The organism is Enterobacter sp. DTU_2021_1002640_1_SI_PRY_ASU_LCPMC_013 (genome assembly GCF_032389435.1).
Taxonomy (GTDB): Bacteria; Pseudomonadota; Gammaproteobacteria; order Enterobacterales; family Enterobacteriaceae; genus Enterobacter; species Enterobacter hormaechei_C.
Genome location: NZ_CP135594.1, coordinates 1,748,776 through 1,766,036, shown reverse-complemented (window position 1 = coordinate 1,766,036; position 17,261 = coordinate 1,748,776). Strand labels below are relative to the sequence as shown.

General features: G+C 55.0%; 18 protein-coding genes. 3 read left to right on the top strand and 15 right to left on the bottom strand.

What is annotated here, in order from left to right; all coding sequences use genetic code 11:
- Positions 1 to 139: 139 nt before the first annotated feature.
- Entirely contained in the window at positions 140 to 1,105 is a 966-nt protein-coding gene (locus tag RS584_RS08380) for a L,D-transpeptidase family protein (protein ID WP_023303432.1), read from the top strand.
- Positions 1,106 to 1,181: 76 nt separating this feature from the next.
- Here RS584_RS08380 and bhsA read toward each other — a convergent pair whose 3' ends face one another.
- Entirely contained in the window at positions 1,182 to 1,439 is a 258-nt protein-coding gene (gene bhsA / locus RS584_RS08375; protein ID WP_006809234.1) for a multiple stress resistance protein BhsA, read from the bottom strand.
- Positions 1,440 to 1,684: 245 nt separating this feature from the next.
- On the opposite strand from bhsA, the gene RS584_RS08370 reads away from it, so the two are divergent.
- Positions 1,685 to 2,320 (top strand): TetR/AcrR family transcriptional regulator, encoded by a 636-nt coding sequence (locus tag RS584_RS08370; RefSeq protein ID WP_015570813.1) that lies wholly within the window; start codon positions 1,685 to 1,687, stop codon positions 2,318 to 2,320.
- Between the two features lie 60 nt (positions 2,321 to 2,380).
- Here RS584_RS08370 and RS584_RS08365 read toward each other — a convergent pair whose 3' ends face one another.
- From RS584_RS08365 to hinT, 8 genes are all read right to left on the bottom strand, one after another.
- Complete coding sequence (locus RS584_RS08365; protein ID WP_017384715.1) at positions 2,381 to 2,920, bottom strand: glycine zipper 2TM domain-containing protein; 540 nt, start codon at positions 2,918 to 2,920, stop codon at positions 2,381 to 2,383.
- 193 nt (positions 2,921 to 3,113) lie between these two features.
- Complete coding sequence (locus tag RS584_RS08360; protein WP_017693633.1) at positions 3,114 to 4,418, bottom strand: NAD(P)/FAD-dependent oxidoreductase; 1,305 nt, start codon at positions 4,416 to 4,418, stop codon at positions 3,114 to 3,116.
- A 236-nt stretch (positions 4,419 to 4,654) separates the two neighbouring features.
- Entirely contained in the window at positions 4,655 to 5,197 is a 543-nt protein-coding gene (gene ycfP, locus RS584_RS08355; protein WP_315749325.1) for an alpha/beta hydrolase YcfP, read from the bottom strand.
- Between the two features lie 31 nt (positions 5,198 to 5,228).
- Complete coding sequence (gene nagZ / locus RS584_RS08350) at positions 5,229 to 6,254, bottom strand: beta-N-acetylhexosaminidase (protein ID WP_315749323.1); 1,026 nt, start codon at positions 6,252 to 6,254, stop codon at positions 5,229 to 5,231.
- 11 nt (positions 6,255 to 6,265) lie between these two features.
- Positions 6,266 to 7,090 (bottom strand): thiamine kinase, encoded by an 825-nt coding sequence (gene thiK / locus RS584_RS08345; protein ID WP_315749321.1) that lies wholly within the window; start codon positions 7,088 to 7,090, stop codon positions 6,266 to 6,268.
- Positions 7,071 to 7,715: a penicillin-binding protein activator LpoB gene (gene lpoB, locus RS584_RS08340; RefSeq protein ID WP_126340294.1), complete on the bottom strand. Its 645-nt coding sequence runs from the start codon at positions 7,713 to 7,715 to the stop codon at positions 7,071 to 7,073. The genes thiK and lpoB overlap by 20 nt, the downstream gene beginning before the upstream one ends.
- Positions 7,716 to 7,728: 13 nt before the next feature.
- On the bottom strand, positions 7,729 to 8,103 hold the full coding sequence (locus RS584_RS08335; RefSeq protein ID WP_003857939.1) for a YcfL family protein: 375 nt from the start codon (positions 8,101 to 8,103) through the stop codon (positions 7,729 to 7,731).
- Position 8,104: 1 nt separating this feature from the next.
- Positions 8,105 to 8,464 carry a purine nucleoside phosphoramidase gene (gene hinT, locus RS584_RS08330; protein ID WP_006809243.1) on the bottom strand — a complete coding sequence of 120 codons (360 nt, stop codon included), beginning with the start codon at positions 8,462 to 8,464 and terminating at the stop codon, positions 8,105 to 8,107.
- 353 nt (positions 8,465 to 8,817) lie between these two features.
- On the opposite strand from hinT, the gene fhuE reads away from it, so the two are divergent.
- Entirely contained in the window at positions 8,818 to 11,007 is a 2,190-nt protein-coding gene (gene fhuE, locus RS584_RS08325; RefSeq protein ID WP_032670937.1) for a ferric-rhodotorulic acid/ferric-coprogen receptor FhuE, read from the top strand.
- A gap of 140 nt (positions 11,008 to 11,147) precedes the next feature.
- Here the strand turns inward: fhuE and ptsG are convergent, their stop codons facing one another.
- The 6 genes from ptsG to pabC all read right to left on the bottom strand — a co-directional run bounded on the left by ptsG (position 11,148) and on the right by pabC (position 17,150).
- Positions 11,148 to 12,581, bottom strand: a complete 1,434-nt coding sequence (ptsG, locus tag RS584_RS08320) for a PTS glucose transporter subunit IIBC (RefSeq protein WP_003857942.1) — start codon at positions 12,579 to 12,581, stop codon at positions 11,148 to 11,150.
- A gap of 297 nt (positions 12,582 to 12,878) precedes the next feature.
- Positions 12,879 to 13,673 carry a metal-dependent hydrolase gene (locus tag RS584_RS08315; protein WP_315749319.1) on the bottom strand — a complete coding sequence of 265 codons (795 nt, stop codon included), beginning with the start codon at positions 13,671 to 13,673 and terminating at the stop codon, positions 12,879 to 12,881.
- Positions 13,674 to 13,683: 10 nt separating this feature from the next.
- Positions 13,684 to 14,688, bottom strand: a complete 1,005-nt coding sequence (gene holB, locus RS584_RS08310; protein ID WP_032670124.1) for a DNA polymerase III subunit delta' — start codon at positions 14,686 to 14,688, stop codon at positions 13,684 to 13,686.
- Positions 14,685 to 15,326: a dTMP kinase gene (gene tmk, locus RS584_RS08305; RefSeq protein WP_015570821.1), complete on the bottom strand. Its 642-nt coding sequence runs from the start codon at positions 15,324 to 15,326 to the stop codon at positions 14,685 to 14,687. The genes holB and tmk overlap by 4 nt, the downstream gene beginning before the upstream one ends.
- Positions 15,316 to 16,338, bottom strand: a complete 1,023-nt coding sequence (gene yceG, locus RS584_RS08300; RefSeq protein WP_193041533.1) for a cell division protein YceG — start codon at positions 16,336 to 16,338, stop codon at positions 15,316 to 15,318. Before yceG ends, tmk begins: the two co-directional genes overlap by 11 nt.
- 2 nt (positions 16,339 to 16,340) lie before the next feature.
- A complete protein-coding gene (gene pabC / locus RS584_RS08295) occupies positions 16,341 to 17,150 on the bottom strand; it encodes an aminodeoxychorismate lyase (RefSeq protein WP_315749315.1) in 810 nt (269 codons plus the stop codon).
- Positions 17,151 to 17,261: the final 111 nt, after the last annotated feature.

The following is a 17,261-nucleotide window of genomic DNA, read 5'->3' as shown; positions in this document are numbered from 1 at the left end:
CCCCCGCCAGCGCCCGGCTGGCGGGGGGACAATTTACAAACTCTTTGCACTTCGCCCGAACTTCCCGACTATACATTCGCCATAATTATCATTAACGCCTTATAAAACAATAACCTTATCATTTGTATGGATTATGATAATGATGATTTCTTCGCGTTTTACCCGCTGGTTAACTCTGTTTGCGCTGGCCGCGACGGTTGCCGTCGCGCTCCCTGCTCGCGCCAATACCTGGCCTCTTCCGCCTGCCGGCAGCAACGTCGTAGGTGAAAACCGCTTTCACGTGGTTGAAAACGATGGCGGTTCGCTGGAAGCGATTGCCAAAAAATATAACGTCGGGTTCCTGGCGCTGTTGCAGGCCAACCCGGGCGTAGATCCATACGTGCCCCGGGCAGGCAGCGTACTGACGATTCCGCTGCAAACCATCCTGCCGGACGCGCCGCGTCAGGGCATTGTGATTAACCTCGCCGAGCTGCGTCTGTATTACTACCCGCCGGGCAAGAACGAAGTGACCGTCTACCCTATCGGTATTGGTCAGTTGGGGGGCGATACGCTCACGCCTACCATGGTCACCACCGTCTCTGATAAGCGCGCTAATCCAACCTGGACCCCGACGGCAAACATTCGCGCCCGTTATAAAGCTCAAGGTATCGACCTGCCTGCCGTGGTGCCTGCTGGCCCGGATAATCCGATGGGGCACCATGCGATTCGCCTGGCGGCATACGGTGGGGTTTATCTTCTGCACGGAACGAATGCGGATTTCGGGATCGGGATGCGCGTCAGCTCCGGCTGCATTCGCCTGCGCGATGACGATATCAAAACGCTCTACCGCGTGATCGCCCCTGGCACGAAAGTGAATATCATTAATACGCCGATTAAAGTGTCTGAAGAGCCGGGTGGCGTCCGTCTGGTTGAGATCCACCAGCCGCTATCGAAAAACATCAATGACGATCCGCAGACGCTGCCGATTAATCTGAATGCCTCGATGGTGAGCTTTAAAACGAATGCCAATACCGATGGCGCGGTGATGGAGCGGGCGATGGAAGCGCGCTCGGGGATGCCAACCGATGTCACGCGGCATCATGAGGTTGCTCAGCAATCAATGTAAAGCAGTAATAACGACAAACGCCCTGCATCAGCAGGGCGTTTTTATTGCAGTGGCATAACGGAGGGTTGCGTTACGCTTATTTGTAGATAACAGCGGTACCGTGCAGGGTGTTAGGACCGGTCACAGAGGTGATGCGGAATGATTTGGCACCCATTTCGTCAGCTTTTTGTGCCAGCTGATCTTCCAGAGAGCCCAGGTTAGTCCCGGCAGTGGCTGAGATGGTACCGACTTTCTGCTGGTCTGCTGGCGTGGATTGCACTTCAACAGCAGCGAAGCTTGCGAAAGAGAGTGAACTCAGAACGGCGGCAGCGATGAGGGTTTTAACGTTTTTCATGATTTTATACCTTTAGGCAGATGATGTAGTGGTCGTTAGTTATTTAGTTAACGATCGATAGGTAAATGATAGATGTGATCCAGGTCACACGTCAATCCATTTTTATAATGGTCGTTAAATTAATTTCATTTGCCTTATATTTCATAAAGATAAAATTAAATTATTTTTCAGAAATCACCGCTGGTCGTTGCAGACGTTTATTTTTATAATGACTATTCAACAAAACAACAGAGGACCAACGGCACATGACAACCGATGTTACGCGTTGCGCGAAGAAAAGCCGTGGCCGACCAAAAGTGTTCGACAGGGATGCGGCGCTCGATAAGGCTATGACGCTCTTCTGGCAGCATGGGTATGAAGCTACGTCGCTTTCCGATCTCGTGGAAGCAACGGGCGCGAAAGCCCCTACCCTGTACGCAGAGTTCACCAACAAAGAAGGCTTATTCCGGGCCGTTCTGGACAGATACATCGCGCGCTTCGCGGCAAAACATGAAGCCCAGCTGTTCTGCGAAGAAAAAACGGTTGAGCAGGCATTGCAGGATTATTTCACGGCAATCGCGACCTGCTATACCAGCAAGGACACGCCTGCGGGCTGTTTTATGATCAACACCTCCGCGACCCTCGCGGCATCGTCTAAAGAGATTGCCAACACGGTCAAATCGCGACATGCGATGCAGGAGGAGACGCTCAGCACGTTTCTGGCTCAGCGTCAGCAGCGCGGCGAAATACCGGCGCATTGCCGTCCGCAGGAGCTTTCCCAGTATCTGAGCTGTATTTTACAGGGGATGTCCATCAGCGCCCGTGAAGGCGCGACGCTGGAAAAATTGCAGGGGATTACGCAAACAACGCTGCGCCTGTGGCCTGAACTTCTTAAACTCTGACGCAAAAAAAAAGCTCCTCAGCCTGAGCGCATGAGGAGCTAAGTTCAGAGAACATCTTTTTTACACTTTGTTATTCAGTATCAGCTGACCGTTGCTGTCGAGAGGGATCTGCGTGCCAGGATCTTTATCCATGCGGATTTTGCCCTGCTGATCGCCAATTTTGTAGGTTACGTCGTAGCCCAACATTTTTTCAGACTTGTCATACACGGTTTTACAGCGCTGCTGCGTTGTGGTGTAGGTATCATTTTCCTGCATCGCGCCCTGTACCTGGTTACCGGCATAACCGCCACCCAGCGCACCAACCACCGTCGCGACATCCTTACCACGGCCGCCACCAAACTGATGACCAATCACCCCACCAGCAACCGCGCCCAGCACGGAGCCAGCGATACGGTTTTCATCCTGAACCGGACGACGATGGGTGACAGAAACATTACGGCACTCCTGACGAGGCGTCTTGACCGTCTCTTTGATCGGTGTAGCGGAAACCACCTGCGCATACTGCGGGCCACGATCAAGTACGTTCAGACTGGCAACGGCAGCCACACCTAACGCAGCTGCGACGCCAATCCCTATACCCGCCAACATTGATTTATTCACGGGACTTCCTCCTTTGTTGCAATTGGTAGCAATTTTGCAGCGCAATAAACGCTTCGCCAATAAGATAAAGGATCAAAATCAGGGCTGTTGGCCGGGACAACGTGGGTTTAAGAGAACTCTTAAGCGTCAGGAGGGAAATGCACAGCATGATGTGCTAAGAATTCCCTCCGGAGGGCCCGGAGGGAGAGAGAAATTAGTGCAGCTTCAGGCGTGGACGGATCACGCGGTTGATGCGGCCAACCAGCATCATCAGGCCGGTTTTGAAGTAGCCGTGCAGCGCAATCTGGTGCATACGGTACAGAGAAATGTACACGAAGCGGGCAATGCGCCCTTCCACCATCATGGAGCCGCGCATCAGGTTACCCATCAGGCTGCCCACGGTGGAGAAGTTTGAGAGCGACACCAGAGAGCCGTGGTCTTTGTAGACATAGGCTTTCATCGGTTTGCCTTTCATCTGTGCCAGGATGTTATGCAGCACGAGGCTTGCCATCTGGTGTGCGGCCTGAGCGCGAGGCGGTACAAATCCGCCTTCCGGACGTGCGCAGGAGGCACAGTCGCCAATGGCGAAGATGTCCGGATCGCGCGTGGTTTGCAGCGTCGGCTCTGTCACCAGCTGGTTAATGCGGTTCGTCTCCAGCCCACCGATATCTTTCATGAAATCAGGCGCTTTGATCCCCGCAGCCCAGACCATCAGGTCGGCCTGGATGTATTCGCCGTCTTTGGTATGCAGGCCGCCCTCATCCGCGCTGGTCACCATGGTCTGGGTCAGCACGCGCACGCCCAGTTTGGTCAGCTCGTTGTGCGCCGCGCCGGAAATACGCGGCGGCAGCGCAGGCAGTATACGTTCACCAGCTTCCACCAGCGTCACATTCAGCGCTTCGTTAGTCAGCCCTTTGTAGCCGTAGCTGTGCAGCTGTTTGACCGCATTGTGCAACTCCGCCGATAATTCAACGCCCGTTGCGCCGCCGCCCACGATAGCAATGTTGACCTTGCCGTTAGCACCCATGTTGTTGGTGTACTTCAGGAACAGGTTAAGCATCTCCTGATGGAAACGACGCGCCTGATGCGGGTTATCCAGGAAGATGCAGTGCTCTTTTACGCCTGGGGTGTTGAAATCATTGGAGGTACTGCCCAGGGCCATCACCAGCGTGTCATAGGCCAGCTTGCGCTCAGGAACCAGCAACTCGCCTTTATCATCACGCAGCTCAGCCAGCGTGATGGTTTTGTTTTCACGATTGATATCCACCACCGAACCCAGCTGGAACTGGAAATGGTGGTTACGCGCATGCGCCAGATAGCTCAGCGCATCCACGCCCTCATCCAGCGACCCGGTCGCCACTTCGTGCAGTAACGGCTTCCACAGATGACTGTGGTTACGATCCACCAGCGTGATTTTGGCTTTCTTACCGCGACCCAGCTTCTTACCCAGCTGTGTCGCCAGCTCCAGTCCGCCAGCACCACCGCCGACAATCACTATCTTTTTCAATGGCGTAGTCAACGTGACCCCCTCAAATTATTAACCAATTGTTAATTAAAAGTTATATAAATAACCCTTAATTAACAACAGGTTACTGCACTGAAACCATTCAGATTCATTGAGAATAGCACGTCAGGCGCATTGGTCATACCAAAATTGATATGTATCAAGTTTTGATGGTTTAAAAGTAGACAACTCTGACAAAAAAGAGGCCCGGTACGCTTTCACGTACCGGGCCTTTATCAGGTTCAGGGAGATCAGCCCAGCGCTTTAAAGGCTTTAATACGCTGCAAGTGCGGGGAAATGTTTTTGAACTTGTGGGTCTGCTCTTCGTCCCAGACAATTTCGTAGTAATGGTGCAGAAGCTCGGCGGCGCGGGAGCTGTTCAGCGCTTCATCGTTGCGGGAGAGGATCACCAGACACCGATCGCGGTTCTTTTCACGGAAATTGCTCACGCATTTAGTTGCGATGTCGGCGTACTCCTCCGGGCGATCGATTTTGCCTTCCATGTTTTCGTTCGGAAACAGGTTAGGATTAAAAATGACCTGACGGATATCGCACAAAAAACCGATGCGCTCTGCCCAGTATCCTCCTAACCCCACGCCGCAGATCAGCGGGCGATCGTCGATATTGAGCTGCAACATTTTATCCACTTCTTTAAGCAGATGCTGCATGTCATGCTTCGGATGACGTGTGCTGTAACTGATCAGCCGGACATCCGGATCGATAAACTGCAATTGCAGCACTTTCTCATGATTACCAGGACTGTTTGAGTCAAAACCGTGTAAATAAATGATCATCGTCTCACCACGCTACGCCTTCCGGGATGAATTAAAGGGCTGCTTTATGTGCCTGCCAGCGCTCGTTCAGGGCTTCAAGCCGGGCGTTTACCGTTTTCCAGCGCGCCGAGTCCATCAGCTCCTGACGACTAAATGAACCTTTATGATACAATTGTGTAACACGTTCAGCATTGATCGGCGACAGGTTATCCAGCACGCTCACCGCCCCTTTACGATTATTGCAGACGAGGATCATATCGCAACCCGCATCCAGCGAAGCCTGCCCACGTTCGGCATAGCTACCCATAATCGCCGCCCCCTCCATGGATAAATCGTCAGAGAAAATTACGCCATTGAAGCCTAATTCCTGACGCAGTACGGTTTTCAGCCAGTGTGGAGAGCCGCTGGCCGGACGCGGATCGACCTCACTGTAGATGACGTGCGCAGGCATGATGGCATCCAGCTTGTTATCCGCGATCAGCGAGCGGAAAACCGACATGTCTTTAGCGCGAATGTCTGCTTCCGGGCGCGGATCGCGCGGGGTTTCTTTATGGGAATCCGCCGTCACCGCCCCGTGGCCCGGGAAATGTTTGCCGGTGGTTTTCATGCCCGCAGCATGCATACCGTCAATAAAGCGCGTCGCCATTGCCAGCGCAATACGCGGATCGTCATGATACGAACGCTCACCAATTGCCGCGCTAATGTGTCCTACGTCCAGCACCGGGGCGAAGCTGATGTCGATATCCATGGCGATCATCTCGCTGGCCATCAGCCAGCCGGCGTCCTGCGCCAGTTGACCGCCCTCTTCGATCCCCAGCAGCGCAGCAAAAGATTGCGCGGCGGGTAAACGAGTAAACCCTTCGCGGAAACGCTGCACACGCCCACCTTCCTGGTCTACGGCCACCACCAGGTGATTGCGCGACGCCGCACGGATCTGGCGAACCAGCTCGCGTAGCTGTGCCGGATCATGATAATTGCGGGTGAAAAGAATCAGCCCCCCTACCAGCGGGTGCGCCAGAATTTCGCGCTCTTCCGCATCCAGCTCAAACCCTTCAACATCCAACATTACTGGACCCACACCAACCTCTCTTATCCTTTCGTTTGTAACTGACGCCAGGCATCATTTGCCAGCGCAATAAATTGTTTGTCATCTGTCTGCTGAAGGCGCATTTCAAACCATCCCGCCATCAGCATCAAAACCCACGGACGCCAGCGCGCGACCTGCCGCGCAAGGGTGAGCGCATTGATGTTGGTGTTTCGGGCATAGGCGGTTATCAGCTGCTCGCGCGACGCCTCATCAGGCATCCAGACCGCTGCGAGTTCGAGCGCCACGTCACCGTCTCCGGCATATTCCCAGTCGATAAGTTTCTCGCCTGCCGTGGTATGAACGATATTCCCCGCGTGGACATCCATATGCAGCGGCGCCAGACGTAACGCCTGCGGCTCTCCCGCTTTACGCAGCCGCTTAAGCTGCGCCAGCCAGTAGGGCGTGCGTCGTCCAGGCGCAGCCTGCTGCCAGTAGTGATCCAGCAAAGGAAGTAACGTTACCCGCCAGCCCAGACGCGGCTGGCGATGCAGATGATACAGCATGGCTGCAAGTGCAGGCGTATCGGGAAGCTCGCTTTTGATCTCACCCGCAATAAACGCCACCGCCATCCAGTCTCTGATAAAGAGATGAGGTTGTGGCGCAAGGTCGGCGGGCAGGCGCTTCAGGGCGCGGAACTGGCGACGAAAATGGGAGGCAGGCGCGGCGGCATCGTGATGCTGACGTAAAACCAGCCGATGGTCGCCACGCTCAATAATGCAACTCGCGCCGCCAAGCCCGGCGGGGGCTTGCGGCGCGATAACATGGTACTGAGGGAAATAACGCGTCAGGACATCATGACGCGTGCGCTTATTGTTGCGTAACGGCACCTTTACCTGACCAGATAATTTCGCCGGTCTGAACCAGCATTAACTGCATCTGCAACGACGGCGTGTTCACGTTGCCTGTCGCGTTAGAATAAAGGACATACTGCGCGCCAACGTTGCGGGCGATACCAATCGCTTTACTGCGCGAACCCAGGCTGTCCTGAGGCGACAGACCAAGCTGCTGCTTGGCGACCGCGAGCTGCTGAGCTGAGACCAGCGTAAATTTACCGTTGTTTGCCAGCGCGTTGCGCAGGGTTTCCGTCGCTTCTCCCGCATTCAGGGAACCGTTTGTACGGTTGTTCACACTGTCCACCAGCAGCACGCTGCCGGGCGTAACGCCCTGTGCCTGCAACATTTTGCCCACCATCGGCTGCATTGCGCCGTTCCAGTCATAGTGGCGTACTCGCGGCGCAGGCTGTGCACTGTCGTCCGGATGTTCGATCGGGCCAGGCTGCGCCGGAATGGTCGGTACAGACGGCACGGTTGGAACAGGCTGCGCTGGCGTTGTTGGCTGTTCCGTTCCCGGCTTCGCCTGATCTACCGGTGCTGGTTCTTCCGTTCGCGTCACACAACCCGCCAGAAAGAGTGCAAAAGCACTCAGGAGCGCATAACGGCTCATTGTTTTAATCAAGGTTCACTCCTTACAAATAAAGATAAAGTCTCACCTTATGTGCACCCAGATAGCTGGCGCTGCCGTAGAGCGTGACCGACGATCTTGCCGGGATGGTCACGCTGCGCGGCGCCTCAAGCGGGTGCATCTCAAGACCTCTCACGTCATACCAGTAGAAGCGATAATGCACCGTCACTGGCTCTTGCCTTTCGTTATAGAGCGTAGAGGAGGCTGAAGACTGGATTTCGCTTATGGTCAGCGAAGGTTTCTCCGCCGTGATGCCCGCAGCAAGCACTGAGGACTCCATCACCAGCGTCTGTTCTTCACTGACCGGGATGGCGGGACGCGCGCTGCACCCAACCATTACCAGCGTCACGATCAGCGCTGCAATACGCCCAGTTAACATATTAAAGACCTTTATGTGCCAGCATCGGTCCCAGTGGACGTCCACCCAGCAGATGCATATGAATATGATAGACTTCCTGGCCGCCATGGCGATTACAGTTCATGATCAGACGGTATCCGTCTTCAGCAATCCCTTCCTGCTCTGCGATTTTCGCGGCTACCGTAAGCATACGGCCCAGCGCCACTTCATGCTCGGTTTTAACGTCATTAACGGTCGGGATCAGAATATTGGGAATAATAAGGATGTGCGTCGGCGCCTGGGGAGAAATGTCGCGGAAAGCCGTGACCAGTTCATCCTGATAGACAATATCCGACGGAATTTCGCGGCGGATAATTTTACTGAAAATCGTTTCTTCAGCCATGACCTTTTCCTTTTAAGTTTAATCTGGCGTCGTGCGTCCGTTGTTAACACACATTGTCTGATTTACTGCGTGACACAAGACAAGAGTATGAGCGAGTTTCTCCTGTCCTTTCAACCTTCTCCCGTGATTTCTTTCCTGATTATCCGCCATCTGGCTTAAGAGGCATCGCTTTAGGACATTTCTTTTCTGAAACCTTATTTCAGTTCATTCCGAAACATCTGTTTACAGCGTTAATCACAATGCGTATATTTCGCATTTGCATTTTCATGCGCATTTTTAACATAGAAAACGACGTCAGCCCGTGCTAGCGGGACTGTCGCGAATTACCTTCACCATTCACTAAGGGTTTGATGATGTCTTTCATTAATCACACCAGGGATGGGCAACATCAGCCTGCCGCAACACCTTCGTTGCTGGCCGCCTGCATTGCTATGGCATTGACGCCAACCGCCGCTTTCGCTGCTTCAACCACCGAAGATACCGTCGTCGTAGACGGGGGTTTTGACAACACACAGGATCTTTCTGCCAGCCAGGATCAGGATTACAGCGTAAAAACCACCACCACCGGCACCAAACTGTTGCTGGTTCCCCGCGACATCCCACAGTCCGTCAGCGTTATCAGCCAGCAACGTATGGCTGACCAGAATCTGCAATCCATCGGACAGGTGCTGACGAATACCACGGGCATTACGGCCCAGGTGCAGGACAGCGACCGTACCGTGTTTTACTCACGCGGCTTTTTCGTCAGCAACTACGCCTATGACGACCTGCCAACCTCCATCAGTGAAGTGTGGAACTTTGGTGATACCGCCGCGGATACCGCGATTTATGACCGCATCGAAGTGGTTCGCGGCGCCACCGGCCTGATGTCCGGCACCGGCAACCCGGCGGCGTACGTTAATATGGTGCGTAAGCACGCGGACAGCCCGGAATTTAAAGGTAACGTCTCCGCCAGCTACGGCAGCTGGGACAAGCAGCGCTACGTGCTGGATCTCCAGGCGCCGCTGGTAGAGTCAGGTAAGGTACGAGGCCGTCTGATCACCGGTTATCAGGACAACGACAGCTTCGTGGATAACTACCACTACCGGAAGAAATTCCTCTACGGCGTGATGGACGCGGATGTCACCGACAGCACCACCCTCTCGGTAGGGTATGAATATCAGGAAAGCCATACCGCCGACCCGACATGGGGTGGGCTGCCGACCTGGTACAGCGACGGAAGTAAGACCCACTACAATCGCAGCCAGACCGTCGCACCTGACTGGGCTTATTCAGATAAAGACAGCACCCGCATCTTCGCTAACCTGACTCAGCGTTTCGATAATGGCTGGGAAGCGCACATCAACGGCATGCACGCTGAAACTAACTTCGACTCCAAACTGATGTATATGTCCGGCTATCCGGATAAAGAGACCGGTGCGGGCCTGGTGGGTTACGGCGGCTGGAACCGTGGGGAACGTAAACAGGATGCGGTTGACGCCTTCCTGCGCGGCGGCTTCGATCTCTTTGGCCGTCAGCACGAAATGATGTTCGGCGGCAGCTTCAGCCGTCAGCGTAACCATTACGACAACTCCATGCCGGATGCGGTATACGGCATGGTTGATGTCGGCAACTTTAAGAACTGGAACGGGAACATCGCCGATCCCCAGTGGACGCCGTGGAAACTCTACAGCAAGGATGATATTCGCCAGTCTTCAGCCTATTCGTCGGCTCGTTTCTCGCTGGCCGATCCGCTGCACCTGATCCTGGGCGCGCGCTACACCCAATATAACATTCGTTATAACCCGGCAGGATCGCCGAATACCCGTCTGGAAAGCACCAAAGATGATGTCACGCCGTACGCCGGCCTGGTGTATGACATCAACGAGGACTGGTCGACCTACGTCAGCTATACCTCTATCTTCCAGCCGCAGGATAAGCGCGATGCCAGCGGACGTTATCTCGACCCTACCACGGGTAAAAGCTACGAAGCCGGGGTGAAGGCGGACTGGTTTAATACCCGCCTCACCACCTCGCTGGCGATATTCCGTATTGAGCAGGATAACGTAGCCAGCAACACCTATACCTACATGCCGAGCGGTGAGTCGATCTATGAATCGCTGGACGGGGTGGTCAGCAAAGGGGTCGAGTTCGAGCTCAACGGTGCCCTGACCGATAACTGGCAGCTGACCTTCGGCGCGACGCGTTACATCGCAGAAGATAAGAATGGCAACGCCGTCAGCTCCGATCAGCCGCGCACAACCATGAAGCTCTTCACCCGCTATCAGCTGCCAATGCTGCCGGAACTGACCGTGGGCGGTGGCGTAAACTGGCAGAACAAAGTGTGGACGGACGTGGAAGGTGGCCCGGCAGGACGTTCCCGCGCGGAGCAAGGCAGCTATGGGCTGGTGAACCTGTTCAGCCGTTATCAGGTCACCAAAGATTTTGCGGTGCAGGCGAACGTCAACAACCTGTTCGACAAAGAGTATTACGACTACGTCGGATCGTATGCGGTTTATGGCGCGCCGCTGAACGTCTCGGTGAGCGCGAGCTACGACTTCTGAGTGACAGAAGCCCGGTGGCGCTGCGCTTACCGGGCCTACCCATCACGTAGGCCGGGTAAGGCGCAGCGCCACCCGGCACCACAAACCGCAGTAATAAAAAAGGCAGCCATTCGGCTGCCTTAGTCTCCCCAGGTCACAGCTTAGTTGTTGCGGATGTACTCATCCATTTCGGTTTTCAGGTTATCGGATTTCGTACCGAAGATTGCCTGAACACCAGAACCTGCAACAACGACGCCCGCTGCGCCCAGTTTTTTCAGACCCGGCTGGTCTACTTTCGCAACGTCGGCAACGCTCACACGCAGACGAGTGATACACGCGTCCAGGTTAGTGATGTTCTCTTTACCACCGAAGGCAGCTACCAGAGCAGGCGCCATTTCGCTGGTCGCACCGGCTTTGCTGTCTTCCGTTGCATCTTCACGACCCGGCGTTTTCAGGTCCAGTGCTTTGATCAGCACGCGGAAGACGGTGTAGTACACCACTGCGTAGCCCGCACCCACAATTGGGAACAGCCACAGCTTGCTGCTGTTACCGGACAGAACGATGAAGTCGATCAGACCGTGAGAGAAGGACGTACCGTCACGCATACCCAGCAGGATACAGATTGGGAATGCCAGACCTGCCAGTACCGCGTGGATGATGTACAGGATCGGCGCAACGAACATGAAGGAGAACTCGATCGGCTCGGTGATACCGGTCAGGAACGAGGTCAGCGCTGCGGAGATCATGATACCGCCCACTTTTGCACGGTTCTCTGGTTTAGCAGAGTGCCAGATCGCAATTGCGGCGGCCGGCAGACCGTACATTTTGAACAGGAAGCCACCAGACAGTTTACCTGCCGTTGGGTCACCCGCCATGTAGCGTGGGATGTCGCCGTGGAACACCTGGCCTGCTGCGTTGGTGTATTCACCAATCTGCATCTGGAATGGAACGTTCCAGATGTGGTGCAGACCAAATGGTACCAGGCAGCGCTCAATGAAGCCGTAGATACCGAACGCCACAACCGGGTTCTGGTAAGCCGCCCACTGAGAGAAGGTCTGGATTGCCGTACCGATTGGTGGCCAGATGAAAGACAGAACCACACCGGTGAAAATCGCGGCCAGACCAGAAATGATCGGCACAAAACGTTTACCCGCGAAGAAGCCCAGATACTCAGGCAGCTTGATGCGATAGAAGCGGTTAAACATATACGCTGCAATCGCACCGGAGATGATACCACCGAGAACACCGGTGTCCGCCAGATGCTTAGCGGCAATCTCTTCAGCAGGTAAATGCAGTACCAGCGGCGCAACCACAGCCATGGTTTTCACCATAATGCCGTAAGCAACAACGGACGCCAGCGCGGATACACCGTCGTTATTGGTGAAGCCCAGAGCAACACCGATAGCGAAGATCAGCGGCATGTTAGCAAAAACAGAACCGCCTGCTTCGGCCATCACGTGGGAAACTACGGCTGGCAGCCAGCTGAAGTTTGCAGAACCGACACCCAGCAGGATACCTGCGATAGGCAGTACGGATACTGGCAGCATCAGCGATTTACCGACCTTTTGCAGGTTAGCAAATGCATTCTTAAACATAATTGAGAGTGCTCCTGAGTATTTGTGCTTTTTTTACGTTTTCACGCATTGGCCCGGGGGGAGTACCGCGCCGTGGACAGGACATCTAAGCGCCCTTTATTTATTACACAGAGTAAAATAATTCCCTCTGAGTTTGTTTGACGGCTATCACGTTTCAGTTCAAGACGGCCAAAAAACTTGCAGATATTTACATAAAGCATGTCTGGATGTGTCTAAAAACGCCATCACCGCCCCAAATGAGGCGGTGAACTTTACTCGTTTTACTTATTAATTACGAGCCTAAAAATAACAGGCGTATCAGACAGATTGCAGGCGGGCGGGGTCGATATGGAACAGACTGGAGAAGTTTTCCGTTGTCACGCGAGCCAGCTCTTCAATACTGACACCTTTCAGAACGGCCATATACTCAGCGACATCCCGGGTCATCGCTGGCTGATTTTCTTTGCCGCGATGAGGCACCGGTGCCAGGTACGGGGAATCGGTTTCCACCAGAATACGATCCAGCGGAACATATCGCGCCGCATCACGAAGTTGCTCAGCATTCCGGAACGTTACAATCCCCGAGAACGAGATATAAAAGCCTAAATCAAGCAGCTTACCCGCCGTTTCTCTGTCTTCAGTGAAACAGTGTAGTACGCCACCGCAATCCGTCACCTTTTCTTCCCGCAGGATCGCCAGCGTGTCGGCGCGCGCATCGCGGGTATGAACGATAACCGGCTTATTCAGTTCACGGCCAATACGGATGTGGTTGCGGAAGGATTCCTGCTGGCGAGGTTTCGTTTCCGGGGTGTAGAAATAGTCGAGGCCGGTCTCGCCCATCGCCACTACGCCCTCTTCTGCGGCAAGACGGCGTAAATCCTCAACGTCGTACGCTTCATCCTGATTCAGCGGATGCACGCCGCAGGAGAAGACGACATTATCGCGCTCGCCTACCAGTTCACGCATGGAGCGGTAACCCGGCAACGTGGTCGCCACGGCCAGGCAAAATTTCACATCGCGCGCGGTGGCTTTCGCCAGCACGTCGTCCACATTTTTATGCAGGGATTGATAATCCAGGCCATCGAGATGGCAGTGTGAGTCGACTAAAAACATAATGTCTCTCTCAGAGGTGGGAAACCGGCGGTATGACACCCGGTTGCAGGTAGTGTTCGATACGCAGTAACTGGTCGGTCAGTAAAAGCTCGCGATTGAGACCGGTTACCGTCAAAAGTTGTTCACGACTCTGGCAGATATCATGAAGGATTGCGTGAAGCGACTGCCCTGACAGGCGATTCGCCAGCGTGGTGACCAGCGCCCACACGTCAGGGTTAGTCAGAAGCGTCGCCCCCTGCTGGATTTTGAGCGCATCCAGCAGCAGTGCGGCCAGCCAGTGCAGCCGTTCAGGAGCCTGATCGCTGTTCAGCGCTGGCAGCACGCTCAGCCAGTCATGGCTGTCGAGGGCTGATTCAACCGCACGACACAGCGTTTCACGCTGGGACCACACCTCCGGCTGCAATAAGGCCAGCGCAGCCGCAGGCGCACCGCTGCACAGGCGCAACGCCGAACGCGCCGCATCTGGTGACACCGTCACTTCTCGCTCAAGCCAGGCGAGCGCCCAGGATTCCTGAGGGACAGCGAGGTGGTGAAGACGGCAGCGACTGCGCAGCGTCGCCAGCAAGCGTTCCGGCTCGCGGCAGGAGAGGAAAAACCAGGTATTCTCTGGCGGCTCTTCCAGGGTTTTTAACAGGGCGTTGGCTGCGGCTTCCGTGAGCAGCGCAGCGTCTTTCAGCCACACCACTTTCGCCCCCCCCAGACGCGCATATTCGTACAGTTTCTCACTGACCTCACGCACCGCGTCGATACCGAGCGTATTTTTGCCCTTCTCGGGTTCGAGGGTGTAATAGTCTGGATGCGTGCCCGCCTGCATGAGCTGGCAACCCCGGCATTTACCGCAGCTTTTATGTCCTTCCGGCTGTTGGCACATCAGAAAGCGGGTTATGGCGTAAATCAACGCATCATCACCCATTCCCGGCAGCGCCTGGATCAGTAACGCATGATGCCCCCGACCAACCTGATAGCTGCCGATCAGCTGTTCAAAGTGTGGGCGCAACCATGGATACCATTTCATGCCTGCTGCTCCTGTAGCCACTGCGTAACGGTCTGCTGAATATCACGCGTAACGTCTTCAAGGGATTGCGTCGCATCGATGGTGCGAATGGTCTTGTCCTGCCCGGCCAGTTCCAGATAACGCGCACGGGTGCGGTTAAAGAAATCAAAAGACTCCTGTTCAATGCGGTCCAGTTCGCCGCGGGCACGGGCGCGCTTCAGGCCCACCTCTGGGGTCACGTCCAGATACAGCGTCAGGTCAGGACGGAAATCGCCCAGAACCGCGTCGCGAAGCGTAGCCAGCATGGCCTGATCGATACCCCGGCCACCGCCCTGATACGCCTGGGTTGAGAGATCGTGGCGATCGCCGATCACCCATTTCCCTTCTGCCAGAGCGGGTTTGATCACCGTCTCCACCAGCTGAACGCGCGCCGCATAGAACATCAGCACTTCCGCTTTGTCGGTAATAACTTCATCGCCAACGGATTTGATATCCAGAACCAGGCTGCGCAGTTTTTCCGCCAGCTGCGTACCGCCCGGCTCGCGGGTGAAGACCATGTCGGCGACGCCAAGCGACGTAAGCGTATCCACCACCACGTTACGGGCAGTTGTTTTTCCCGCCCCTTCGAGTCCCTCAATGACAATGTATTTACTGCGCATTTTTTTCCTTAAGTGCCTTCAGATAGTCCTGAACGGAGCGATTGTGGCTGGCCAGGTTGGTATTAAACGTATGCCCCCCTTTTCCGTCAGCCACAAAATAGAGATACGGCGTTTTGGCCGGGTGCGCGGCGGCCTTCAACGATGCTTCACTCGGCGTCGCGATCGGTCCAGGCGGCAGGCCGCTAATCACGTAGGTATTATACGCCGTTGGCGTCTCCAGATCTTTTCTGGAAATCCTGCCGTTGTAGTTTTCGCCCATGCCGTAGATGACGGTAGGATCGGTTTGCAAACGCATGCCGATGCGCAGACGGTTAATAAACACCGAGGCAACCTGGTCACGTTCGGCAGCAACGGCCGTCTCTTTCTCGATGATCGAGGCCATCGTCATGAACTGGTTTTGATCTTTATAAGGCAAGCCCTCTGCTCGCCCTTTCCAGGCAGCGTCTACCGCCGCGACCATTTTGTTGTGCGCGCGCTTCAGAATGGCCACATCCGTCGTGCCTGCCGTATACATCCACGTATCGGGCCAGAACCAGCCTTCCACCCACTCGGGATGTTCGAATTTTAAGGCGTCTGCCACGGTCTGGTAGCGGTCATCTTTCAGCGTATGCTTAATGTATGGCGCGTCCCGCAGCTGCCTGAGGTAATCGCTCAGACGCATACCTTCCACAAAACGCAGCGGGAACTGGGCTTCTTTACCACTCTCCAGCAGTTGCAGCATCTCGCGCACGGTCATGCCAGGGGTAAAGCGATAGGTGCCGGCCTTGAAATGGGACAGGTCCGGTTCAATACGCAGCAGCCACTGGAATACGCGTGGGCGATTGATAATTTTGTCGTTATACAGCTGCTGACCAAGCGCCTGCCGCCCGGTCCCCGCTTTCAGGGTAAAAATCGTCTCGTCTTTTATCAGGATCTGACTCTCCGCCAGCTGACGGACTTTCCACACTCCCGCTCCGCCAGCGATACCGAACGCAACGATAAGAAGGAGGACAAAGCGTAACATTTTCTTCATGACTACCTGGTTTGCTCACATAACGGGGCCAGAAACTGGAACAGCTCGCGGGATGACCAGCATTTGCGGCCATAAGCGCGAACGGGGACAACGGGCATCAGCGCATTGCAGATAACAACTTCATCGGCAGCCAGCAGCGCCTCTTCCTTAGCGTGGACTTCGACAACGCGAAAGCCTGCGCGTGCCAGCTGGTGCAGACAAAACTGCCGCATAATACCGTTGACGCCGGCCTGCTCCAGCGAAGGCGTGAACACGTCACTGCCCTTCCGCCAGAGTAAATTAGCCGCACAGCATTCCGTAATGTACCCTTCGCTGTCAAGAACCAGCGCCTCCCCGGCCTCCGTCTGCTCAAGATGAGTACGAATAAGCACCTGTTCAAGGCGGTTGAGATGTTTTATGCCAGCGAGCATCGGGTTTCGCCCCAGACGTACCGGACTTAACGCCAGGGCTACGCCCTCTTCACGCCAGTGCGCATAATGGGAAGGATAATCTGAAACGGAAAGGACCCGCGTAGGATGCAGACAGGCAGAACCGCTATAGCCCCGGCCACCGCTCCCGCGGCTAATAATGACTTTCAGGACGCCGCTTGCTTTATCTGACGCCAGCCGACGCATTTCACTTTCAAGAATGTCCCACTGCGAGAAGGGGATCAGTAATACTTCGCAGGCTTTTTGTAAACGAAGGATATGGGCCCCGAGCAGACACACGCCACCGTCGAGAATACGCGCAGTCGTGAAACAGCCATCGCCAAACTGGGTCGCCCTGTCGCTTGCCGGCAGCGTTTCTTGCTCAAGGCCATTAATTAAAAACATGGTGGCTCCTTATGCGTGGAGGCTCAGTCTGGCAGGATGTGAGCAGCCGGACAAGGGGATTTCACCTAATAAAAAAGGCCCGGCAAGCGGACCTTTTTTATCGTCAGCGAC

Coding starts and splice junctions, on each gene's coding strand:
- RS584_RS08380 (WP_023303432.1), top strand. CDS start 140: ATGATGATTTCTTCGCGTTTTACCCGCTGGTTAACTCTGTTTGCGCTG.
- bhsA (WP_006809234.1), bottom strand. CDS start 1,439: ATGAAAAACGTTAAAACCCTCATCGCTGCCGCCGTTCTGAGTTCACTC.
- RS584_RS08370 (WP_015570813.1), top strand. CDS start 1,685: ATGACAACCGATGTTACGCGTTGCGCGAAGAAAAGCCGTGGCCGACCA.
- ycfP (WP_315749325.1), bottom strand. CDS start 5,197: ATGATCATTTATTTACACGGTTTTGACTCAAACAGTCCTGGTAATCAT.
- RS584_RS08335 (WP_003857939.1), bottom strand. CDS start 8,103: ATGTTAACTGGGCGTATTGCAGCGCTGATCGTGACGCTGGTAATGGTT.
- hinT (WP_006809243.1), bottom strand. CDS start 8,464: ATGGCTGAAGAAACGATTTTCAGTAAAATTATCCGCCGCGAAATTCCG.
- fhuE (WP_032670937.1), top strand. CDS start 8,818: ATGTCTTTCATTAATCACACCAGGGATGGGCAACATCAGCCTGCCGCA.
- ptsG (WP_003857942.1), bottom strand. CDS start 12,581: ATGTTTAAGAATGCATTTGCTAACCTGCAAAAGGTCGGTAAATCGCTG.
- RS584_RS08315 (WP_315749319.1), bottom strand. CDS start 13,673: ATGTTTTTAGTCGACTCACACTGCCATCTCGATGGCCTGGATTATCAA.
- holB (WP_032670124.1), bottom strand. CDS start 14,688: ATGAAATGGTATCCATGGTTGCGCCCACACTTTGAACAGCTGATCGGC.
- tmk (WP_015570821.1), bottom strand. CDS start 15,326: ATGCGCAGTAAATACATTGTCATTGAGGGACTCGAAGGGGCGGGAAAA.
- yceG (WP_193041533.1), bottom strand. CDS start 16,338: ATGAAGAAAATGTTACGCTTTGTCCTCCTTCTTATCGTTGCGTTCGGT.
- pabC (WP_315749315.1), bottom strand. CDS start 17,150: ATGTTTTTAATTAATGGCCTTGAGCAAGAAACGCTGCCGGCAAGCGAC.